Source organism: Photorhabdus sp. P32, assembly GCF_038085095.1.
In the GTDB taxonomy this organism is placed as follows: domain Bacteria; phylum Pseudomonadota; class Gammaproteobacteria; order Enterobacterales; family Enterobacteriaceae; genus Photorhabdus; species Photorhabdus luminescens.
Window position 1 is genome coordinate 1 of the sequence record NZ_JAZGJN010000277.1, and the last position, 17,328, is coordinate 17,328.

Consider the following 17,328-nt stretch of genomic DNA (forward strand, 5'->3'; position numbering starts at 1 on the left):
ATCATATTCAATCCGTTTAAAATGCCTAATGTTTTTAAAATATATATATTGATAATGTGTAAATTTAGTTAATGGTTAATTTGAAGTATGAAGATTAAAGATGAAAAAGATAAAGTAATTAATAGAAGGATTTTGTGCATTATTATATTATTAGGCATGATTTTTGATAAATTTTTCTAATGATTTTTGCTGCTGTTTGGGTTGTCGAGAGTCGAAATAGGTCTATTTTTCTGGCTATCTCTATGCTGGATATTGGTTGTTATGCAATCAATAAAATGTTGTTATAGTTGTTTTTTTATTCATTATCTTACTGTATTTTATGCTATTTTTGTATGGTTAGTGTTATCTGCGCATGGGGGTATACATTTTTAGTTAAGCCTTTAGGTTAAAAAAAGCACAAATCTAAACGAAAAGTGATCATACCAGTATCTTTTTTGCAACTAAATTTTACATAAACTTAATCTGTTTTATCGTACAAATGGAGATACCGGATCTCAGAATAAGATGATTGTTTATACTTATTACTCAGGGATAAAACTGTCTTTTTTGATGCTAGTTTGACTAAGGATAGGATTTTTTATCGTTATTTTAAATTTATAAGTTTAATAGATCGTATAAAATCAAAAAATATATCTAATATTTTTATTTAGATAATTTAACTTATTAAAATTGAGAATTCGGATTTTATTTAATTGTTTGAATAGTTAATGAGCAATTCATCGATTAAATGCATATTAAAAGCCCTTGTTTTTGTGAGTTATGTCACATAGTATTTAAAATTGCGCCCTCTTTCCGTTGTATAAGTCGATGATTCAGGAGTAAAGTTGTTCCGTATTAAGAATATTCTTAATCGCCAATGAAAAATGTTATATCAGGTAACGCAATAATACTTTTGTAGCTCACTACCGTAATATTTTTGAAGTTGGATGAATCAAAAGTAATACAAAGGATGGTTACTGCTCTGACTAAGCCTGTATATTTTAGTTATGTAAGAGATTATTAATCCCTAAGCTATTTTAGGAATTTTGTCACGAGTGGTTTTTCGAACACTTAACTGATTTTTTAATGTAATCGGACGGGATAGAGAAATGAGTACGGTTGAATTGCTCAAACATATTTATGACATAAATTTATCGTATTTGCTTTTAGCTCAGCGATTAATTAACCATGAAAAAGCGTCAGCGATGTTCCGTTTAGGTATTAGTGATTCTATGGCTGATACGTTGTCTGAATTGACATTACCTCAGTTGGTCAAGCTCGCTGAGACTAATCAATTAGTCTGTAATTTCCGGTTCGAAGACAGTGAAACTATTCAGCAGCTTACTAGGGAATCTCGAGTGGATGATTTACAACAAATACATACAGGCATTTTGTTATCTACTCATTTATTTCAGAAGTTATCTTCGAAAGATGATACGTCAGTGAAAAAAAGAGCATAAGAGATGGCCGAGAAAAGTATAGTTCAAGAAGCTAAGGATATACAGTTGGCGATGGAACTCATCACTTTGGGGGCACGGTTACAAATGCTTGAAAGTGAAACGCAATTGAGCAGAGGGCGACTGATTAAGCTTTATAAAGAATTGAGGGGAAGCCCCCCGCCAAAAGGGATGCTGCCTTTTTCAACTGATTGGTTTATGACGTGGGAACAGAATATTCATTCATCGATGTTCTATAATGCCTATCGTTTTTTGCTCAAGAGTGGTTATTGTGAAGGTGTAGAAGCTGTTGTTAAAGCGTATCGACTCTATCTTGAACAATGTCCCCCTGTTGAAGGAGATGTCCCGGTTTTGGCGTTGACTCGCGCCTGGACTTTGGTACGTTTTGTCGACAGCGGCATGTTGCAACCTTCACAGTGCCGTACCTGTGGCGGAACTTTTATTACTCATGCTCATCAACCTGTGAATAGCTTCGTTTGTAGCCTCTGCCAACCGCCATCGCGTGCAGTAAAAAAACGTAAACTTTCCTCTCAGTCTGCCGATACTAATTCACAACTGCTGGATGGACTTGCTCAGCACGCAGTATGAATTTAAATGGGAAAATTATTCCTACAGGTTACGGATGGTACTTTTTCTCCTGTAACCTGTATTGAAACCACAACCATTCTGGATTCAGACTGTTCAACTTCCCATCCGCTCACCAACTTAGCTAAAGGATATCGCGTGTTAGTATTTTTAGGATATATCGTAGTTTTTGGTGCGGTAATCGGTGGTTACCTGATTGTAGGTGGTCATTTGGGCGCACTTTATCAACCCGCTGAATTTTTAATTATTACTGGTGCTGGTATCGGTGCTTTCATTGTGGGTAACAACGGAAAAGCGATTAAGGCAACATTGCGTGTTTTGCCAAAGGTAATGCGTAGATCTAAATATAACAAAGTGATGTATATGGATCTGATGGCGTTGCTTTTCCGGTTGCTAGCAAAATCCCGCATGCATGGTCTCTTAGCATTAGAGCGAGATATCGAACATCCTCAGCAGAGTGATATTTTCACCCAGTATCCGCGTTTGCTTAAGGATAAGCATTTGATGGATTTTATCACTGACTACATGCGATTGATTGTCAGCGGCAATATGAATCCTCATGAAATTGAAGCTTTGATGGATGAAGAAATTGAAACTTATGAGCAGGAAAGTGAGATCCCGGCAACCAGTTTGACGATGGTTGGAGATTCTCTTCCTGCTTTTGGTATTGTCGCCGCAGTTATGGGGGTTGTTAATGCTTTAGGTTCGGCAGATCGCCCGGCAGGGGAGCTTGGCGTGCTGATTGCTCATGCAATGGTTGGGACATTCCTCGGTATTTTGTTGGCATATGGTTTTGTCTCACCACTGGCGACATTGCTGCGTCAACGCAGTGGTGAACACATTAAAATGATGCAATGCATTAAAGTGACATTATTATCCAGTCTGAATGGTTATGCACCGCAAATCGCTGTTGAATTCGGCCGTAAAACACTGTACCTCACAGATCGTCCTTCTTTCACTGAATTGGAAGAACATGTTCGCCGGGTAAAAGCGCCTGTCCAACAAGAAACTGAAGAACAAGTATGAAGGCGCGTAACGTCTCTGTCATTAGGGTAAAAAGACGTAAAAGAAATGGCATCAAACATCATGGTGGTTCATGGAAAATTGCTTATGCTGACTTTATGACCGCCATGATGGCGTTTTTTCTGGTTATGTGGCTGCTGGCAATTTCCAGCCCGCAAGAACTGACCCGAATTGCAGAATATTTCCGTACCCCGTTACAAGTTGCAATCAATAAAGGCGAGCGTAGCAGTGATAGCTCCAATCCTATTCCAGGAGGAGGAGAAGATATACTTCATCAGGAAGGCGATATTCTGCGTCAGGTTGAAGTCGTTGAAGCTAATGATGAGGCTCGCAAATTAAATAGGCTGCGTGAACAACTTGATCAATTGATCATTACTGATCCCCGCCTTAAAGCATTACGTCCACATCTGTTGATTGACATGATGGATGAAGGGTTACGTATCCAAATTATTGACCGGGAAAACCGGCCAATGTTTATGGTTGGCAGTGCAAAAGTTGAAAGTTACATGAGTGACATTTTGCGGGCTATTGCACCAATCTTGAACGATATTCCCAATAAAATCAGCCTATCCGGTCATACCGATGACTTGAAATATGCTAATGGCGAGCGTGGTTACAGTAACTGGGAGCTTTCCGCAGATCGGGCGAATGCATCAAGGAGAGAGCTGTTGATAGGTGGGCTAGATGAAGGAAAGATATTGCGGGTGGTTGGCATGGCTTCAACGGTTCGCCTGAAACAGGAAGATGCCAGCGCCCCGGTTAACCGTCGCATCAGTATCTTAGTGCTCAATAAGCAAGCGGAAGAGCGGATTGAACAGCAAAACACTGGCAGCGATTCCTTGATTATTAATGATAGTCAGGAAATTCACGAGGTGATTGGAAAGGATTCGACTGAAAGTAGGCCAACACAACAGTCTAATGAAATCACAGTATTGGCCCAGCCAGCACCAGCATCGCTGAGCGCTGAGCCTAATCGTGTACCGACTAAGGTGACAAAGTAACAATGGATATTACCGAGTTTTATCAGACCTTTTTTGATGAAGCAGACGAATTGCTGGAGGATATGGAGCAGCATCTATTGCAGCTCGATCCTGATGAGCCGGATCAGGAGCAATTGAATGCTATTTTTCGTAGTGCTCACTCAATAAAAGGTGGCGCTGCGACTTTTGGTTTTATCAAACTACAGCAAACCACGCATGTTCTGGAAAATTTGCTGGACAGCGCCAGACGAGATGAAATGAGTCTGACGACTGATATTATCAACCTGTTTTTAGAAGCGAAAGATATTATGCAGCAACAGTTGGATGCCTATAAAAGTTCTCAGGAGCCGGATGAAAGTGCGTTTACCTACATCTGTGAGACTTTGCGCCAGCTTGCATTGGAAGTACAGGAAGAGAATGAAGGCGAGGTTGAGGCTGTCATTGATACGATAACGCCAGAGATGCCTGAATCTGAGCCAGAATTAAAATCAGAACCTGTTGCTGCTGAAAACCAGCAAGGTAGGGTTCGGGTTCATCTTTCTGGTCTGAAAGAGCGTGAAGTTTCTCTGATGCTTGATGAGTTGAGTAATCTGGGGGAGGTTTATGATGCTGAACAGACTAGGGATAGCGTTGAAGCATCCTTGGTAACATCAGCCACAGAGGACGATATTACCGCAGTGCTCTGTTTTGTTATTGAACCGGAACAGATCACTTTCTTGCCGGTAGCTGAACCCAAAGCTAAAGTTACAGATACAACTAAAGTCGTTAAAGCAACCACGCCGGAAAAAGGTTCCACTCCGCCTGTCGGGCGTCCTGCGCCGACACCACCGGCTGGATCGCCACGTCAACGGGCGGAATCTTCCAGTATTCGGGTTGCGGTTGAGAAGGTTGATCAACTGATAAACTTGGTTGGTGAATTGGTTATTACCCAATCTATGTTAGCTCAGCACTGTAACGCTCTTGAACCGACTTTGCATGGCGATTTGTTAAATTGCATGGTGCAGTTGCAGCGAAACTCCAGAGACTTGCAAGAATCTGTGATGTCTATTCGTATGATGCCAATGGAATATGTGTTTAGCCGTTACCCGCGTTTAGTCAGGGATCTTGCTAGCAAGCTGAATAAAAAAGTGGATCTCACTTTGGTTGGCAGTTCCACTGAATTGGATAAAAGTTTAATCGAACGCATTATTGATCCCCTAACTCATCTAGTCCGTAACAGTCTGGATCATGGTATTGAAGAGCCAGAAGCTCGGCTTGCTGAGGGCAAACCTGAAACGGGTAACCTGACACTTTCTGCTGAACATCAGGGAGGGAATATCTGTATTGAAGTCGTGGATGACGGCGCCGGGCTAAATCGTGAAAAGATTCTGGCTAAAGCGATGTCACAAGGATTATCGGTTAGCGAAAACATGAGTAATGAAGAAGTTGCTATGTTGATTTTTGCCCCAGGTTTTTCCACGGCTGAAGTTGTAACAGATGTATCTGGCCGCGGTGTAGGAATGGACGTGGTTAAGCGAAATATTCAGGAAATGGGAGGACAAATCCAGATTAACTTCCAGGCCGGTAAAGGGACAGTGACGCGGATTTTGTTGCCTCTGACACTGGCAATCCTTGATGGTATGTCAGTGAAAGTGAATGACGAAGTGTTTATTTTGCCATTGAGTGCGGTGGTGAGTTCTCTTCAGCCGCAGGAAGAAGATATTTATCCCTTGGCGGGCGATGAAAAATTATTGCATGTCAGAGGAGAATACTTGCCGCTAATTAAGTTATACCGGGTTTTTGATATTCCTGATGCCAAAATAGATCCGACGAAAGGGATTGTTGTGATAGTACAAAGTGCCGGTCGTCGTTATGCCTTGCTGGTTGATCAATTAGTTGGACAACATCAAGTGGTCGTGAAAAATATCGAAAGTAACTATCGCAAAGTACCCGGGATCTCTGCTGCCACAATTATGGGAGATGGTAGTGTGGCGTTGATTATTGATGTTTCTGCCTTGCAGCAACTCAATCATGACCAATTGGCGCTTAGCAAAGCTGAGTTATTAGCAAAAAATAAGCACTGAGTTGAATGGGGGAGTACCCCGTAGAAAATCGTCAATCTCATAGTAAAAGGTAAGATCATGTCGGCCATAGAAGCGTTTAATAAATTGTCAGGAGAAACTGCCGGGGAAGGATATCTGATCTTTACCCTAGGTAATGAAGAGTATGGTATCGAAATACTGAAAGTACAGGAGATCCGGGGCTATGATCAGGTCACCCGTATTGCAAATACTCCGGCATTCATTAAAGGGATAACCAATCTACGTGGTGTTATTGTACCTATTATTGACCTGAGAATTAAATTTGCTCAAGAAACGGTTACCTATAATGATAATACCGTTGTTATTGTTCTGAATCTGTTAAACCGGGTGGTGGGTATTGTGGTTGATGGCGTTTCAGATGTTTTATCGCTCAAAGCTGAGCAAATCTGCCCGGCGCCTGAATTTGCAGTAACGTTATCTACTGAGTATCTGACAGGATTGGGGTCACTCGATGATCGCATGCTGATTTTAGTGGATATTGAGAAATTGCTTAATAGTGAAGAGATGGCGCTAGTCGACTCAGTGGCTAAAAACTAATCATTATACCCTATGGATTTCAAGATGCATCGCGACGGCAAAGGAACGAATCCCCGGGAGCATAGAGAACTCTGTGACCGGGGTGAGTGAGTGCAGCCAACAAAGAGGCAACTTGAAAGATGACGGGTATAAATGTGGCTGCCATCATCGACAGATGGCAGCCAATTCTTGTCTATAATTCCCGTAAATTCCAAATCAGAAAAAATATTCAAATTTCTTTTATTCAACCCGTAAAGTTTCCCTTGGTGATGCCGATAACAGAGCCATGCTGATCTATTGTAAAAAGGGAAAACATGTTTAACCGAATGAAAATAGTGACCGGACTGATGGCGGTCATCATATTATTTGGTGCTCTGCAATTTATATCCGGGGGACTTTTCTTCCATGAGTTGAAAAGTAACAAAGAAAATCTAGAAATACTGGATAAAATGCGGGAACAGCAGACATTTTTGAATGAAACTTGGGTTAATTTGTTACAGGCTCGTAACAGTTTGAACCGTGCTGGCATTCGCTATATGATGAAAAAAGATGAGAGTGTCGATAATTACTACACGTTGGAGCAGTTACTGACTGATGCTAGAAGTAATCTCTCTATCGCAGAACAGCGCTTTGAACAATACGAACAGACTGCTCAATTGCCGATTCATGAATCGGAAAGTCTTAATCGTCTTAAAAAAGCCTATGATGTTTATATTTCAGCGCTGCATGAGCTTATTGTTCTGCTTGAACATGATCGAACGGTAGAATTTTTCAATCAGCCAACGGGCAAATATCAGAGTGCTTTTGAGGAAGAATATAACTTCTATTTGACCCAAAACGATCACCTCTATTCTGATGTGGTATTTGATGCAAATATCTCCTACAGAAATGCGATGATTATGTTGGGTATTGTCATGCTGATTCTGGTTTCAGCCATGATTTTTAGTTGGGTTAGCATCAAGCATAGTTTGCTCAATCCGTTAAACAAATTATTGGAGAACATTAAGGCGCTTTCTACCGGTAATTTGACACAAAATATTACTGTTTCAGGCAGAAATGAGATGAGTACGTTAGCCATTGGCCTGAAGCATATGCAAAAAGAATTTATCACTACTGTCACTAGTGTTCGTCAGAGCAGCGAAAGTATTTATGACGGAACCAGTGAAATTGCTGCGGGAAATAATGATCTCTCCTCGCGTACTGAGGAACAGGTTGCTTCTTTAGAAGAAACCGCCGCCAGTATGGAACAATTGACAGCAACTGTACGTCAAAATGCGGAAAATGCTCGTCAGGCAAGTAACCTGGCTGATAGTGCATCTGAAGTTGCCCGTCAGGGTGGGAAAGTTGTGGCGAATGTTGTACAGACAATGCGTGAAATTGCCGGTAGTTCTCAGAAAATTTCCGATATTACCAGTGTTATTGATGCTATTGCGTTCCAGACTAACATCTTGGCGCTGAATGCCGCCGTGGAAGCCGCACGTGCCGGTGAACATGGACGCGGGTTTGCGGTTGTGGCAGGAGAAGTGCGTAACCTTGCACAGCGTAGCGCTGAGGCGGCAAAAGAGATCAAAGCATTAATAGAAGATTCAGTGAGCCGCGCAGATACTGGTTCTGTTCTGGTTGAGAGCGCCGGTGAAACAATGAATAACATTGTCAGTTCAGTCACCCGTGTAACTGACATTATGGGTGAAATTGCATCTGCATCTGATGAACAAAGCAGAGGGATAACTCAGGTTGGTCTGGCTATCTCTGAAATGGATCGTGTAACCCAACAAAATGCGGCTTTAGTTGAGCAATCCGCTGCGGCTGCGGCTGCACTGGAAGATCAAGCGGCTGGATTGAAGAAACTGGTTTCTCTATTCCAATTGCCGAATCTTGACGATAAATCTCAAACCGAAATGAAAATTGAGCATTTGCCTGTGGCTAAAACTCCTCCTGCTAAATCGAATCCACCGGTGTTGAAGAAAGTCAACAATGTGGAAGAGCAAGCTAATTGGGAAACATTTTAAAACACTAAGCGATAACCGCGGCTGCATTATGCAGCCGTTAACAGAGGTGATTACATGTTAGGCAGGCTTCGTATATCAACCAGTTTATATCTGTTATTGATGATGTTTTGTGTAATGCAGATGATCTCAAGTGGTTTATCACTTGGAATCATTCATGCAGATCAATCCTATATTGAACGAATTGATCTGGGAACACAGAAGAGGGATTCCTTAGGGTTGAGCTGGGCAGCTTTGCTGCAATCGCGTAATACACTTAATCGAATCGCTGTAGGGAAAACGCTGCAACAATCTGAAGCTCATATTGAGAGTATGATCGCTAATGTTAAGGAGACTTTGGATAGGGCGGAAATGCATTTCGCCGAATTTATTGCGCTGCCTAAACTAAGTGAAGAGGATGGCAGTAGTGTATTGCTGGCTTCGGTAGAAACCAGTTATAAAGAATATATCAAAGCGCTTAGAGAACTCTCGGTTTTTTTAGAAAGTGGTAATTATGATGCATTCTTAAACCAGCCGACAGAAAAGTATCAGCAGCAACTTGAATCTGATTTCAACCATTACATGCAGTATATCGGAGAAGAGATTACAACTGCGGTACAAGATGGTCGTCTTTATTACCAAATTGCCGTTGCTATGTTTGCCGGTGCGATCTTAATGGTACTGGTTGTTGCCTGGGCGGCTCATTGGTGGTTGAAAAAGAATCTGCTCAGACCTTTTGCCAATATGCGTAGTCACTTCCAGAATGTTGCGGAAGGAAAACTCAATAAAGAGGTTTCTGTTTTCACCCAAGATGAAATTGGTGAAGTGTTTTTCAAATTGCGTGAAATGCAACGTTCACTTGTTAATTCCATTACTTTGGTAAAAGAGAATACCAACTTAATGTATAGCGGTATTCAGGAAATTACTCAGGGTAATACCGATCTCTCCTCCCGCACTGAAGAGCAAGCGGCATCATTGGAAGAAACCGCAGCCAGTATGGAACAACTGACTGCAACTGTACGTCAGAACGCGGAAAATGCTCGTCAGGCCAGTGAATTGGCGGTATCTGCATCGAAAACAGCTTCTAAAGGGGGCGAACTGACAGTTGATGTTGTGGAAACAATGGATGCAATTGCCAATAGCTCACAGAAAATCAGCGCCATTATCAGCGTTATTGATGGTATTGCATTTCAGACCAACATTCTGGCGCTGAATGCGGCGGTGGAAGCAGCACGGGCCGGTGAACAAGGGCGAGGTTTCTCTGTTGTTGCCGGAGAAGTGAGGGATCTTGCTCAACGAAGTGCCGAAGCAGCGAAAGAGATTAAAACATTAATTAGTGAATCCGTTCAACGTGTAAGCCAAGGTTCCGAGTTGGTTAGCCATGCCGGGAAGACCATGAATGAATTGGTGGTTTCTGTAAATCAGGTGACGGATCTGATGGCTGAAATTGCTGCGGCATCTGATGAACAAAGTCGGGGTATTCATCAGGTAGCACAAGCTGTTACACAAATGGATCAAGTTACTCAGCAGAACGCTGCATTGGTTGAACAGTCGGCCGCAGCGGCAGCGGCACTGGAAGATCAGGCAGATATTTTGGTGCAAATAGTGGCACAGTTTGAGTTACCTGATAATTCAGAAAATAAGCTTGAAAATGAACTTTCACTGACGCTGAGGTCTGCGGATAGCGAAGGGGCAGTCAGTCAGACTCGCTGAGGCCAGATGAAACCAAGTTTAATTGCTTCAGCGACAAGTAGTTTGTCATCTTCGCCGCTGAATCACATGATTCAGCGTTATACCATGTCAGATGCGCATTTTAAGCGCATCTGCCAGCTTATCTATCAACGTGCGGGTATTGTGCTGGCTGCACATAAACGAGAGATGGTTTACAACCGTTTAATTCGGCGTTTGCGCACTCTTGGAATACGTGATTTTGGACAATACCTGTTCATTCTTGAAAGCGACATGGGTAGTGAGGAGTGGCAGGAATTTGTCAATGCGTTGACAACTAACCTGACCGCTTTTTTCAGAGAAGCTCATCATTTTCCTCTGTTAGCTAAACATGCAAGTAAGAAGAATGGAGTGTATCGAGTATGGAGTGCAGCGGCATCGACAGGAGAAGAGCCATATTCGATTGCAATGACGCTAAGCGATGTATTGGGGGAACGTTTTCACCAAGTAAAAATTATTGCCAGTGATATTGATACCCATGTACTAGAAAAAGCACGCAAAGGGGTTTATCGATTGGATGAGTTGCGTCAACTGACCGATCAACAGAAAAAGCGATACTTTTATAAAGGTGTTGGATCTTATGAAGGTTATGCGCGTGTCCGGCCTCAACTTGCCGACATGGTGACATTCCAGCATTTGAACCTGTTAGATCCTAATTGGCCGTTTGAAGAGAAGTTTGATGCCATCTTTTGCCGTAATGTTATGATTTATTTTGATAAAAAGACGCAGGAACGGATACTGCGCCATTTCGTTGCTTTGTTAAAACCCGATGGATTGCTCTTTGCGGGGCATTCTGAAAATGTCACTCAAATAAGCCGGGAATTCTACTTGCAAGGACAGACCGTTTACGGTGTAGGCCGGGCAAGGAGAGGTCATGAATAAAATAACTGTTCTTTGTGTCGATGATTCAGCGCTGATGCGTCAAATCATGCGAGAGATCATCAATAGCCACCCGGATATGGAGGTAGTGGCTTGTGCGCCAGATCCACTGGTGGCGCGTGATCTAATTAAAAAGCATAATCCACAAGTACTTACATTGGATGTTGAAATGCCGCGCATGGATGGCATTGATTTTCTGGAAAAATTAATGCGCTTACGGCCAATGCCGGTGGTTATGATCTCTTCTCTGACAGCCAAAGGTTCTGAAATCACGTTAAGGGCATTGGAACTTGGCGCTGTTGATTTTGTCACTAAACCTCAATTGGGTATTCGTGAAGGCATGCTGGCTTACAGTGAACTTATTGCGGAGAAAATACGGACAGCAGCACAGGCTAAACTGTCTGTGTCAATAACCACACCGGTAAGTTCCGCTCCGTTAAGTTTTAAGCCTCTGTTATCCAGCGAAAAACTGATAGCAGTAGGGGCTTCTACTGGCGGAACGGAAGCTATAAAAAATTTGTTGCAACCGCTACCTGTCACCAGCCCGGCACTGCTCATTACTCAACATATGCCACCCGGTTTTACCCGTTCTTTTGCTGAACGGCTGAATAAACTGAGCCAAATTACCGTAAAAGAAGCTGAAAATGGTGAACGGATTTTACCGGGGCACGCCTACATTGCTCCGGGTGATCGCCATATGGAACTGTGCCGTAATGGCGCTGATTATCAGGTTCTGATTACCGATGCACCGGCGGTTAATCGTCATCGTCCGTCTGTAGATGTGTTGTTCCGATCAGTGGCTAAATTTGCCGGCAGAAATGCTGTTGGCGTGTTACTAACTGGCATGGGCAGCGATGGCGCAGCAGGTTTACTGGAGATGAAGCAAGCTGGCGCGTACACATTGGCGCAGGATGAAGCAAGCTGCGTGGTGTTTGGTATGCCAAGGGCGGCCATACAAATGGGGGCGGTGGATGAGGTTATGGATATACTCAAAATAAGCAAGAGAATGCTGGCAAAAATAAGCTCGGGGCAAGCTGTCCGTATTTAGCGGCTATCGGATATACCCTATGGATTTCAAGATGCATCGCGACGGCAAGGGAGCGAATCCCCGGGAGCATAGCGAACTATGTGACCGGGATGAGTGAGCGCAGCCAACAAAGAGGCAACTTGAAAGATGACGGGTATAAATTTAATTTTTTAAGCGGCTCTGCGCTGATTGATAAATAATTTCAAGGAGTTTTTATGGCGAATAAGGATCTGAGATTTTTGGTGGTTGATGATTTTTCAACCATGCGTCGCATCGTTCGTAACCTGTTAAAAGAATTGGGCTTTAATAATGTAGAAGAAGCTCAAGATGGGGCAGAAGCCCTGACTAAGATTCGTGCATCTCAATTTGACTTTATTATCTCTGATTGGAATATGCCCAACATGGATGGTTTAGAGTTACTAAAAATCATTCGTGAAGATGCGCAATTAGCTAAGATACCGGTTTTGATGGTGACTGCGGAAGCGAAGAAAGAAAATATCATTGCCGCCGCACAAGCCGGGGCCAGTGGTTATGTTGTTAAACCTTTTACCGCAGCTACTCTGGAAGAAAAGCTCAACAAAATCTTTGAAAAACTGGGCCTCTAAGGAGACATAATGAGTGTGAATCCAGTCATGCCAAGGGATGAGACCATTAGCGCCAGTGAAATTATCAGCCGTATCGGGCAACTTACGCGCATGTTGCGTGATAGTTTACGTGAATTGGGATTGGATAAAACTATTGCTCAGGCGGCTGAGGCAATCCCTGATGCGAGAGAACGTTTGGACTATGTTGTGCAGATGACAGCGCAAGCGGCGGAAAGGGCGCTTAATTGCGTTGAAGCGGCGCAACCTCGTCAAAATGAGTTAGAGTCATCGGCAATATCACTGAAAAAACGTTGGGACGAGTGGTTTGAAAACCCTGTTGAGATGCCTGTGGCGCGTTCATTGGTTATGGATACCCGGAATTACCTCAATACGGTACCTGAACATACCGCATTCACTAACGCTCAACTGCTGGAGATCATGATGGCGCAAGACTTTCAGGATCTTACCGGTCAGGTTATCAAGCGGATGATGGATGTTATTCAGGAAATAGAAAAACAGTTGGTGATGGTATTAATGGAAAACATGCCGGCTGATCAGATGGCGAAAACCAAGAAAGAGACTGATAGTTTGCTAAATGGTCCGCAGGTGAACCAAAACGGCGTGGGCGTTATTGCTAATCAGGCTCAAGTTGATGATCTACTGGATAGCTTAGGTTTCTGAATAAACGTGGCAGGGTGAACCTGCCACGCAGGATTAAAGGTTTTCCAGAAATATAATTGATGGTATTGATCGGTATTAATCTTATTCTCTTTACCTTCTAAAACAAGAGCGTAGCAATAATATCTAAACCAAATACAACATCCAGAGAACACCAAACTTTTATTACAGCGATATCCTACTTAATGAGGCACTTCAAATTTAAAGTAATCGCTGAGGAGAATTATTTTATCGTCCATAATTTCGATTAATGTCACGCCCATATTGCTATAAATATCACTATTTTTACGACGTCCTTCATTTTCCCAAATAATACAAGCCTGGTTATTACTAGCAATGAACCCAGTTTGTGTGAAATGTAAATATTCAAAATTTGAGAAAAGTTTCTTGAGAAAAGTAAGCGACATCTTTTTACCTACCATTGGTGGAATGCTCGGATAATAAATTGAAATATCTTCAGAAAAAATATTATCCAGTTGTTTAAGGTCATACTGATTCATTGAGCTGAGAAGCTCTGCGGTTAATTCATTTATTCGGCTCATCATGTTTTGTCCTCTGTTTTATTTATTTGTTATTTGCCAGCATAATCGCGTTAAAAATTTAGGTCTGGCTGACTACTTCATTTTCCTGTTGCAAAGTGTTTAATCTCTGCACAAGTTGGCTGACACTCGGTGCGTTAAATAGATCGCGCAACGTTATTTCAACGCCGAAGTCACTACGCACTCTTGCTATTACCCGCATTGCAACCAATGATTCGCCGCCGAGCTCAAAGAAATTATCCTCTGGAGAGATATTTTCTAATCCCAACAACTCGGCAAACAGACAACAAAGTGCGAGTTCCTGTGGGTTAGAGGAACCACTTTCATTGACTACTGCACTATTCCATATGGGTTTCGGCAACGCCTTACGATCTAACTTTCCGTTAATGGTCAACGGGAAGCAGTCAAGTTGCACTATCGCCGCTGGAATCATTGCTTCGGGCAGGTATGCGGACAGGCTGGCCCGTATTAACTGCGATTCAAGCGTAATACCCTTATGAGCAATGGCATAACCCACCAACCGCTTCTGTTGACCTTCATCTTCACGCACAATGACCTCGGACTGCACGATATCAGGGTGTGCATTTAGCGCTGCCGTCACCTCGCCCAATTCAATACGGAAGCCGCGGATTTTAACTTGATCGTCAGTACGGCCAAGGAAGTCCAGTACCCCATCCCGACGCAATCTTGCCAGATCGCCAGTACGATACATGCGCCCATCTGTGCCGATAAAAGGGTCAGTAATAAAGCGTTCAGCAGTGAGTTTAGGACGATTCAGATAACCACGCGCTACCCCTGCGCCGCCCACATATATCTCACCCACACAACCTACCGGGACCGGGCGCTGAGCCTCATCAAGAATATAAATACTGAGATCATCAATAGATTCACCGATAAGACTTGAGGCAGGCTGCGCAACGACTTCACGTGAAAGAGGGAAATAGGTCACGTGTACAGTGGTTTCAGTAATACCATACATGTTGATCAACTGAGGAGCGTTATCATCGTGCCTTTGATACCACTCCTCCAGGATATGCGCATTCAGCGCTTCTCCGCCAAAAATCACCGTGCGCAGCGCCAAACTCTGCCCAAGCTTAGGGGCTTCGCGATCAGCATGGATCAGCGCCTGAAACGCTGAAGGCGTCTGATTTAACACCGTCACTTTTTCGCTAACTAAAAGCTGCAAAAAATCTGTAGGTGAACGGCTGATTTCCCAAGGGACAATCACCAATCTTCCGCCATTCAACAATGCTCCCCAACACTCCCAGACAGCAAAGTCAAAAGCATAAGAGTGAAACATTGTCCAACAATCGGTTTCAGAGAAATTAAACCAGCGCTGAGTACTTTGTAGCAAACGCATCACATTATGATGAGTCACTACCACGCCCTTGGGCACGCCGGTAGAGCCAGAGGTGTAAATAATATAAGCAGGATGCGCTGAAATCAGCGGTTGCAAGCGCTCTTTATCAGACAGATCAGTAACACTCTGCATTTCTAGCTGGGCGATCAACGCGGTATCATCCAGTAATAACATTGGCGTGTTGGTTGTCAGACGTTGCGCAATTTCTCTGGTGGTGATCACACAAGCAGGGTCAGCATCGTCAATCATAAAATCGAGACGACTTTGCGGATAATCCGCTTCCACTGGCACGTAAGCAGCACCAGCCTTGATGATAGCCAGCAGTGTCACCATCATCTCAATAGAACGTGGTAAGCAGACCATAACACGCTGTTCTGGGCCTATTTGCCGTGATGCCAGATAGCGCGCCAGTTGGTTAGCACGTTGGTTTAATACCGTATAACTAATATTCTCCTGCTGATAAGTCAGCGCCATACTATCTGGCCTTGCAATTGCTTGTTGTTCGAAGCGCGAGGTCAGTGTTTCCTCATTTAATACTGTGCGCCGTGCAGGTAATAGGCTGTCTCCTATGCGCCAATTTGGCAATGTCAGTTCACCAATGGGGCGTGATATATCCGCCAGCAATTCAGTGATGAAATGCTGAAAAAGAGATTTCTGAAGGTTAATATCGTGGGGAGTGTAGAGGTTATCATTGGTATCGAGCGTAAACTGCAAACTGCCGCCTTCGTCATGATAATAAATGGTCACGGAGAGGTCTTCTACCGGACCACTGGACAAATTTTTGGTACGCCCCAAATTACCCGCAAAGCTCACATTGCTGTTAAACAGCATCACATTAATATTCTGCGCAAACAAGCGGGGGGCAGAACCATTTCGCTGTAAATCACGATAGATATCTTCAGAACGATACTGCTGATGTTTAAGTAACAGGCGGATTTCCTGGCTGATCTGCTTACTAATGTCGCCTATGGAATGAGCAGAATCTATTGTCAGACGCAGAGGTAATACATTAGATACCATACCTGGAATATTACGCAGCGCACGTCCTGAACGCGCAGTTACTGGCATACCTAAAGTAATATCCTGATTGTCGGTCATACGAGAAATCCAGGAAGCAACGATAGCAATAATAATTTGCGCCATACTACTGCCACTCTCTTCACTCAGAGTACGCAGAATATCATTGACCTTTGCCGGGATTTCACACTGGGTGCAACTGAACGAACCTACGTCGGCGAACTGACCGGGTTTCGCTCCTACGGCAAGGCTCTGTGGCTCACTTCGGCCTGTCATATATTGTGACCACCATTGACGGTCACCTTGGAAATTTTCCGAGCGACGGTATTCTTCATCAAAAGCTAGCAGATCGCTAAGGGGGCCGAAAGGATTTTCCAGCTCATCAGCGCCAGTTAATTTCTGGGTATACAGTTCAGCAAGTCGCTGAATCAGCAACGTAGTGCCAAAAGCATCACTAGCCAGATGATGGACACGGATGAACAAAAAATAGCGTTCATCACTGATTTTTAGCAGCGCAAAACCAAACAGCGGCCCCTGTGTTAACTCCATCGGTCGCACCAATTCGGCCTTCATCCAGATTTCAGCTTCTGTTAACGCATCCACATGATTAGAAAAATCAATCAGCGGGCATTTCCATTGCAGATTGGCCACGATCTGTTGCTGTGGTCCTTGCGGTTGCGGTACAACCACCAGCCGTAAACACTCAGCTTCATCTATCAACTGGGTCAATGCCGTGTTAAGCGTCTCAATATCGATAGCGCCTGAAATATCAATATAACAACCCGTATTATAAATTCCCGCGCTTACATTTAATTGTTCAGCCAGCCAAATTTCCTGCTGTGCTGCGGTCAGGGGGTAGTAGTCCCCTTGATGTTGTTTCATATAATTAATCCTCACAGGCTGGTGATCT

14 protein-coding genes are annotated in these 17,328 nt (G+C 43.4%); 12 read left to right on the forward strand and 2 right to left on the reverse strand.

Annotation, left to right across the window (positions count from 1 at the left end; genetic code table 11):
• Window positions 1-1,088 precede the first annotated feature (1,088 nt).
• The 12 genes from flhD to cheZ all read left to right on the forward strand — a co-directional run bounded on the left by flhD (window position 1,089) and on the right by cheZ (window position 13,505).
• Complete coding sequence (gene flhD, locus V2H77_RS15360) at window positions 1,089-1,439, forward strand: flagellar transcriptional regulator FlhD (protein WP_036775787.1); 351 nt, start codon at window positions 1,089-1,091, stop codon at window positions 1,437-1,439.
• A 3-nt stretch (window positions 1,440-1,442) separates the two neighbouring features.
• Window positions 1,443-2,024 carry a flagellar transcriptional regulator FlhC gene (gene flhC, locus V2H77_RS15365; protein ID WP_088372025.1) on the forward strand — a complete coding sequence of 194 codons (582 nt, stop codon included), beginning with the start codon at window positions 1,443-1,445 and terminating at the stop codon, window positions 2,022-2,024.
• 135 nt (window positions 2,025-2,159) lie between these two features.
• The gene (motA, locus tag V2H77_RS15370) at window positions 2,160-3,047 is read left to right on the forward strand and encodes a flagellar motor stator protein MotA (RefSeq protein ID WP_341499531.1); all 888 of its coding nucleotides are present in this window, start codon (window positions 2,160-2,162) and stop codon (window positions 3,045-3,047) included.
• Window positions 3,044-4,045: a flagellar motor protein MotB gene (gene motB, locus V2H77_RS15375; RefSeq protein ID WP_341499490.1), complete on the forward strand. Its 1,002-nt coding sequence runs from the start codon at window positions 3,044-3,046 to the stop codon at window positions 4,043-4,045. Before motA ends, motB begins: the two co-directional genes overlap by 4 nt.
• Before the next feature lie 2 nt (window positions 4,046-4,047).
• Window positions 4,048-6,087: a chemotaxis protein CheA gene (gene cheA / locus V2H77_RS15380; RefSeq protein WP_341499491.1), complete on the forward strand. Its 2,040-nt coding sequence runs from the start codon at window positions 4,048-4,050 to the stop codon at window positions 6,085-6,087.
• A 57-nt stretch (window positions 6,088-6,144) separates the two neighbouring features.
• Complete coding sequence (cheW, locus tag V2H77_RS15385) at window positions 6,145-6,642, forward strand: chemotaxis protein CheW (RefSeq protein WP_265378258.1); 498 nt, start codon at window positions 6,145-6,147, stop codon at window positions 6,640-6,642.
• 293 nt (window positions 6,643-6,935) lie between these two features.
• Entirely contained in the window at window positions 6,936-8,630 is a 1,695-nt protein-coding gene (locus V2H77_RS15390) for a methyl-accepting chemotaxis protein (RefSeq protein ID WP_341499492.1), read from the forward strand.
• Between the two features lie 54 nt (window positions 8,631-8,684).
• The gene (locus V2H77_RS15395; protein ID WP_341499493.1) at window positions 8,685-10,319 is read left to right on the forward strand and encodes a methyl-accepting chemotaxis protein; all 1,635 of its coding nucleotides are present in this window, start codon (window positions 8,685-8,687) and stop codon (window positions 10,317-10,319) included.
• A 6-nt stretch (window positions 10,320-10,325) separates the two neighbouring features.
• A complete protein-coding gene (gene cheR / locus V2H77_RS15400) occupies window positions 10,326-11,216 on the forward strand; it encodes a protein-glutamate O-methyltransferase CheR (RefSeq protein ID WP_341499494.1) in 891 nt (296 codons plus the stop codon).
• Complete coding sequence (locus V2H77_RS15405; RefSeq protein ID WP_341499495.1) at window positions 11,209-12,261, forward strand: protein-glutamate methylesterase/protein-glutamine glutaminase; 1,053 nt, start codon at window positions 11,209-11,211, stop codon at window positions 12,259-12,261. The genes cheR and V2H77_RS15405 overlap by 8 nt, the downstream gene beginning before the upstream one ends.
• A 194-nt stretch (window positions 12,262-12,455) precedes the next feature.
• Window positions 12,456-12,845 carry a chemotaxis response regulator CheY gene (gene cheY / locus V2H77_RS15410; protein ID WP_049582061.1) on the forward strand — a complete coding sequence of 130 codons (390 nt, stop codon included), beginning with the start codon at window positions 12,456-12,458 and terminating at the stop codon, window positions 12,843-12,845.
• Window positions 12,846-12,854: 9 nt separating this feature from the next.
• The gene (gene cheZ, locus V2H77_RS15415) at window positions 12,855-13,505 is read left to right on the forward strand and encodes a protein phosphatase CheZ (RefSeq protein WP_265378254.1); all 651 of its coding nucleotides are present in this window, start codon (window positions 12,855-12,857) and stop codon (window positions 13,503-13,505) included.
• A 179-nt stretch (window positions 13,506-13,684) separates the two neighbouring features.
• Here the strand turns inward: cheZ and V2H77_RS15420 are convergent, their stop codons facing one another.
• Both V2H77_RS15420 and V2H77_RS15425 read right to left on the reverse strand, forming a co-directional pair.
• Window positions 13,685-14,047, reverse strand: a complete 363-nt coding sequence (locus V2H77_RS15420) for a nuclear transport factor 2 family protein (protein WP_341499497.1) — start codon at window positions 14,045-14,047, stop codon at window positions 13,685-13,687.
• Window positions 14,048-14,102: 55 nt separating this feature from the next.
• Window positions 14,103-17,300 carry an amino acid adenylation domain-containing protein gene (locus tag V2H77_RS15425; RefSeq protein WP_341499498.1) on the reverse strand — a complete coding sequence of 1,066 codons (3,198 nt, stop codon included), beginning with the start codon at window positions 17,298-17,300 and terminating at the stop codon, window positions 14,103-14,105.
• Window positions 17,301-17,328: the final 28 nt, after the last annotated feature.

Excerpts from the sequence above, each read along its gene's own strand:
- flhD (WP_036775787.1), top strand. The coding sequence starts at position 1,089 with ATGAGTACGGTTGAATTGCTCAAACATATTTATGACATAAATTTATCG.
- flhC (WP_088372025.1), top strand. The coding sequence starts at position 1,443 with ATGGCCGAGAAAAGTATAGTTCAAGAAGCTAAGGATATACAGTTGGCG.
- motB (WP_341499490.1), top strand. The coding sequence starts at position 3,044 with ATGAAGGCGCGTAACGTCTCTGTCATTAGGGTAAAAAGACGTAAAAGA.
- cheA (WP_341499491.1), top strand. The coding sequence starts at position 4,048 with ATGGATATTACCGAGTTTTATCAGACCTTTTTTGATGAAGCAGACGAA.
- cheW (WP_265378258.1), top strand. The coding sequence starts at position 6,145 with ATGTCGGCCATAGAAGCGTTTAATAAATTGTCAGGAGAAACTGCCGGG.
- V2H77_RS15390 (WP_341499492.1), top strand. The coding sequence starts at position 6,936 with ATGTTTAACCGAATGAAAATAGTGACCGGACTGATGGCGGTCATCATA.
- V2H77_RS15395 (WP_341499493.1), top strand. The coding sequence starts at position 8,685 with ATGTTAGGCAGGCTTCGTATATCAACCAGTTTATATCTGTTATTGATG.
- cheR (WP_341499494.1), top strand. The coding sequence starts at position 10,326 with ATGAAACCAAGTTTAATTGCTTCAGCGACAAGTAGTTTGTCATCTTCG.
- V2H77_RS15405 (WP_341499495.1), top strand. The coding sequence starts at position 11,209 with ATGAATAAAATAACTGTTCTTTGTGTCGATGATTCAGCGCTGATGCGT.
- cheY (WP_049582061.1), top strand. The coding sequence starts at position 12,456 with ATGGCGAATAAGGATCTGAGATTTTTGGTGGTTGATGATTTTTCAACC.
- cheZ (WP_265378254.1), top strand. The coding sequence starts at position 12,855 with ATGAGTGTGAATCCAGTCATGCCAAGGGATGAGACCATTAGCGCCAGT.
- V2H77_RS15420 (WP_341499497.1), bottom strand. The coding sequence starts at position 14,047 with ATGATGAGCCGAATAAATGAATTAACCGCAGAGCTTCTCAGCTCAATG.
- V2H77_RS15425 (WP_341499498.1), bottom strand. The coding sequence starts at position 17,300 with ATGAAACAACATCAAGGGGACTACTACCCCCTGACCGCAGCACAGCAG.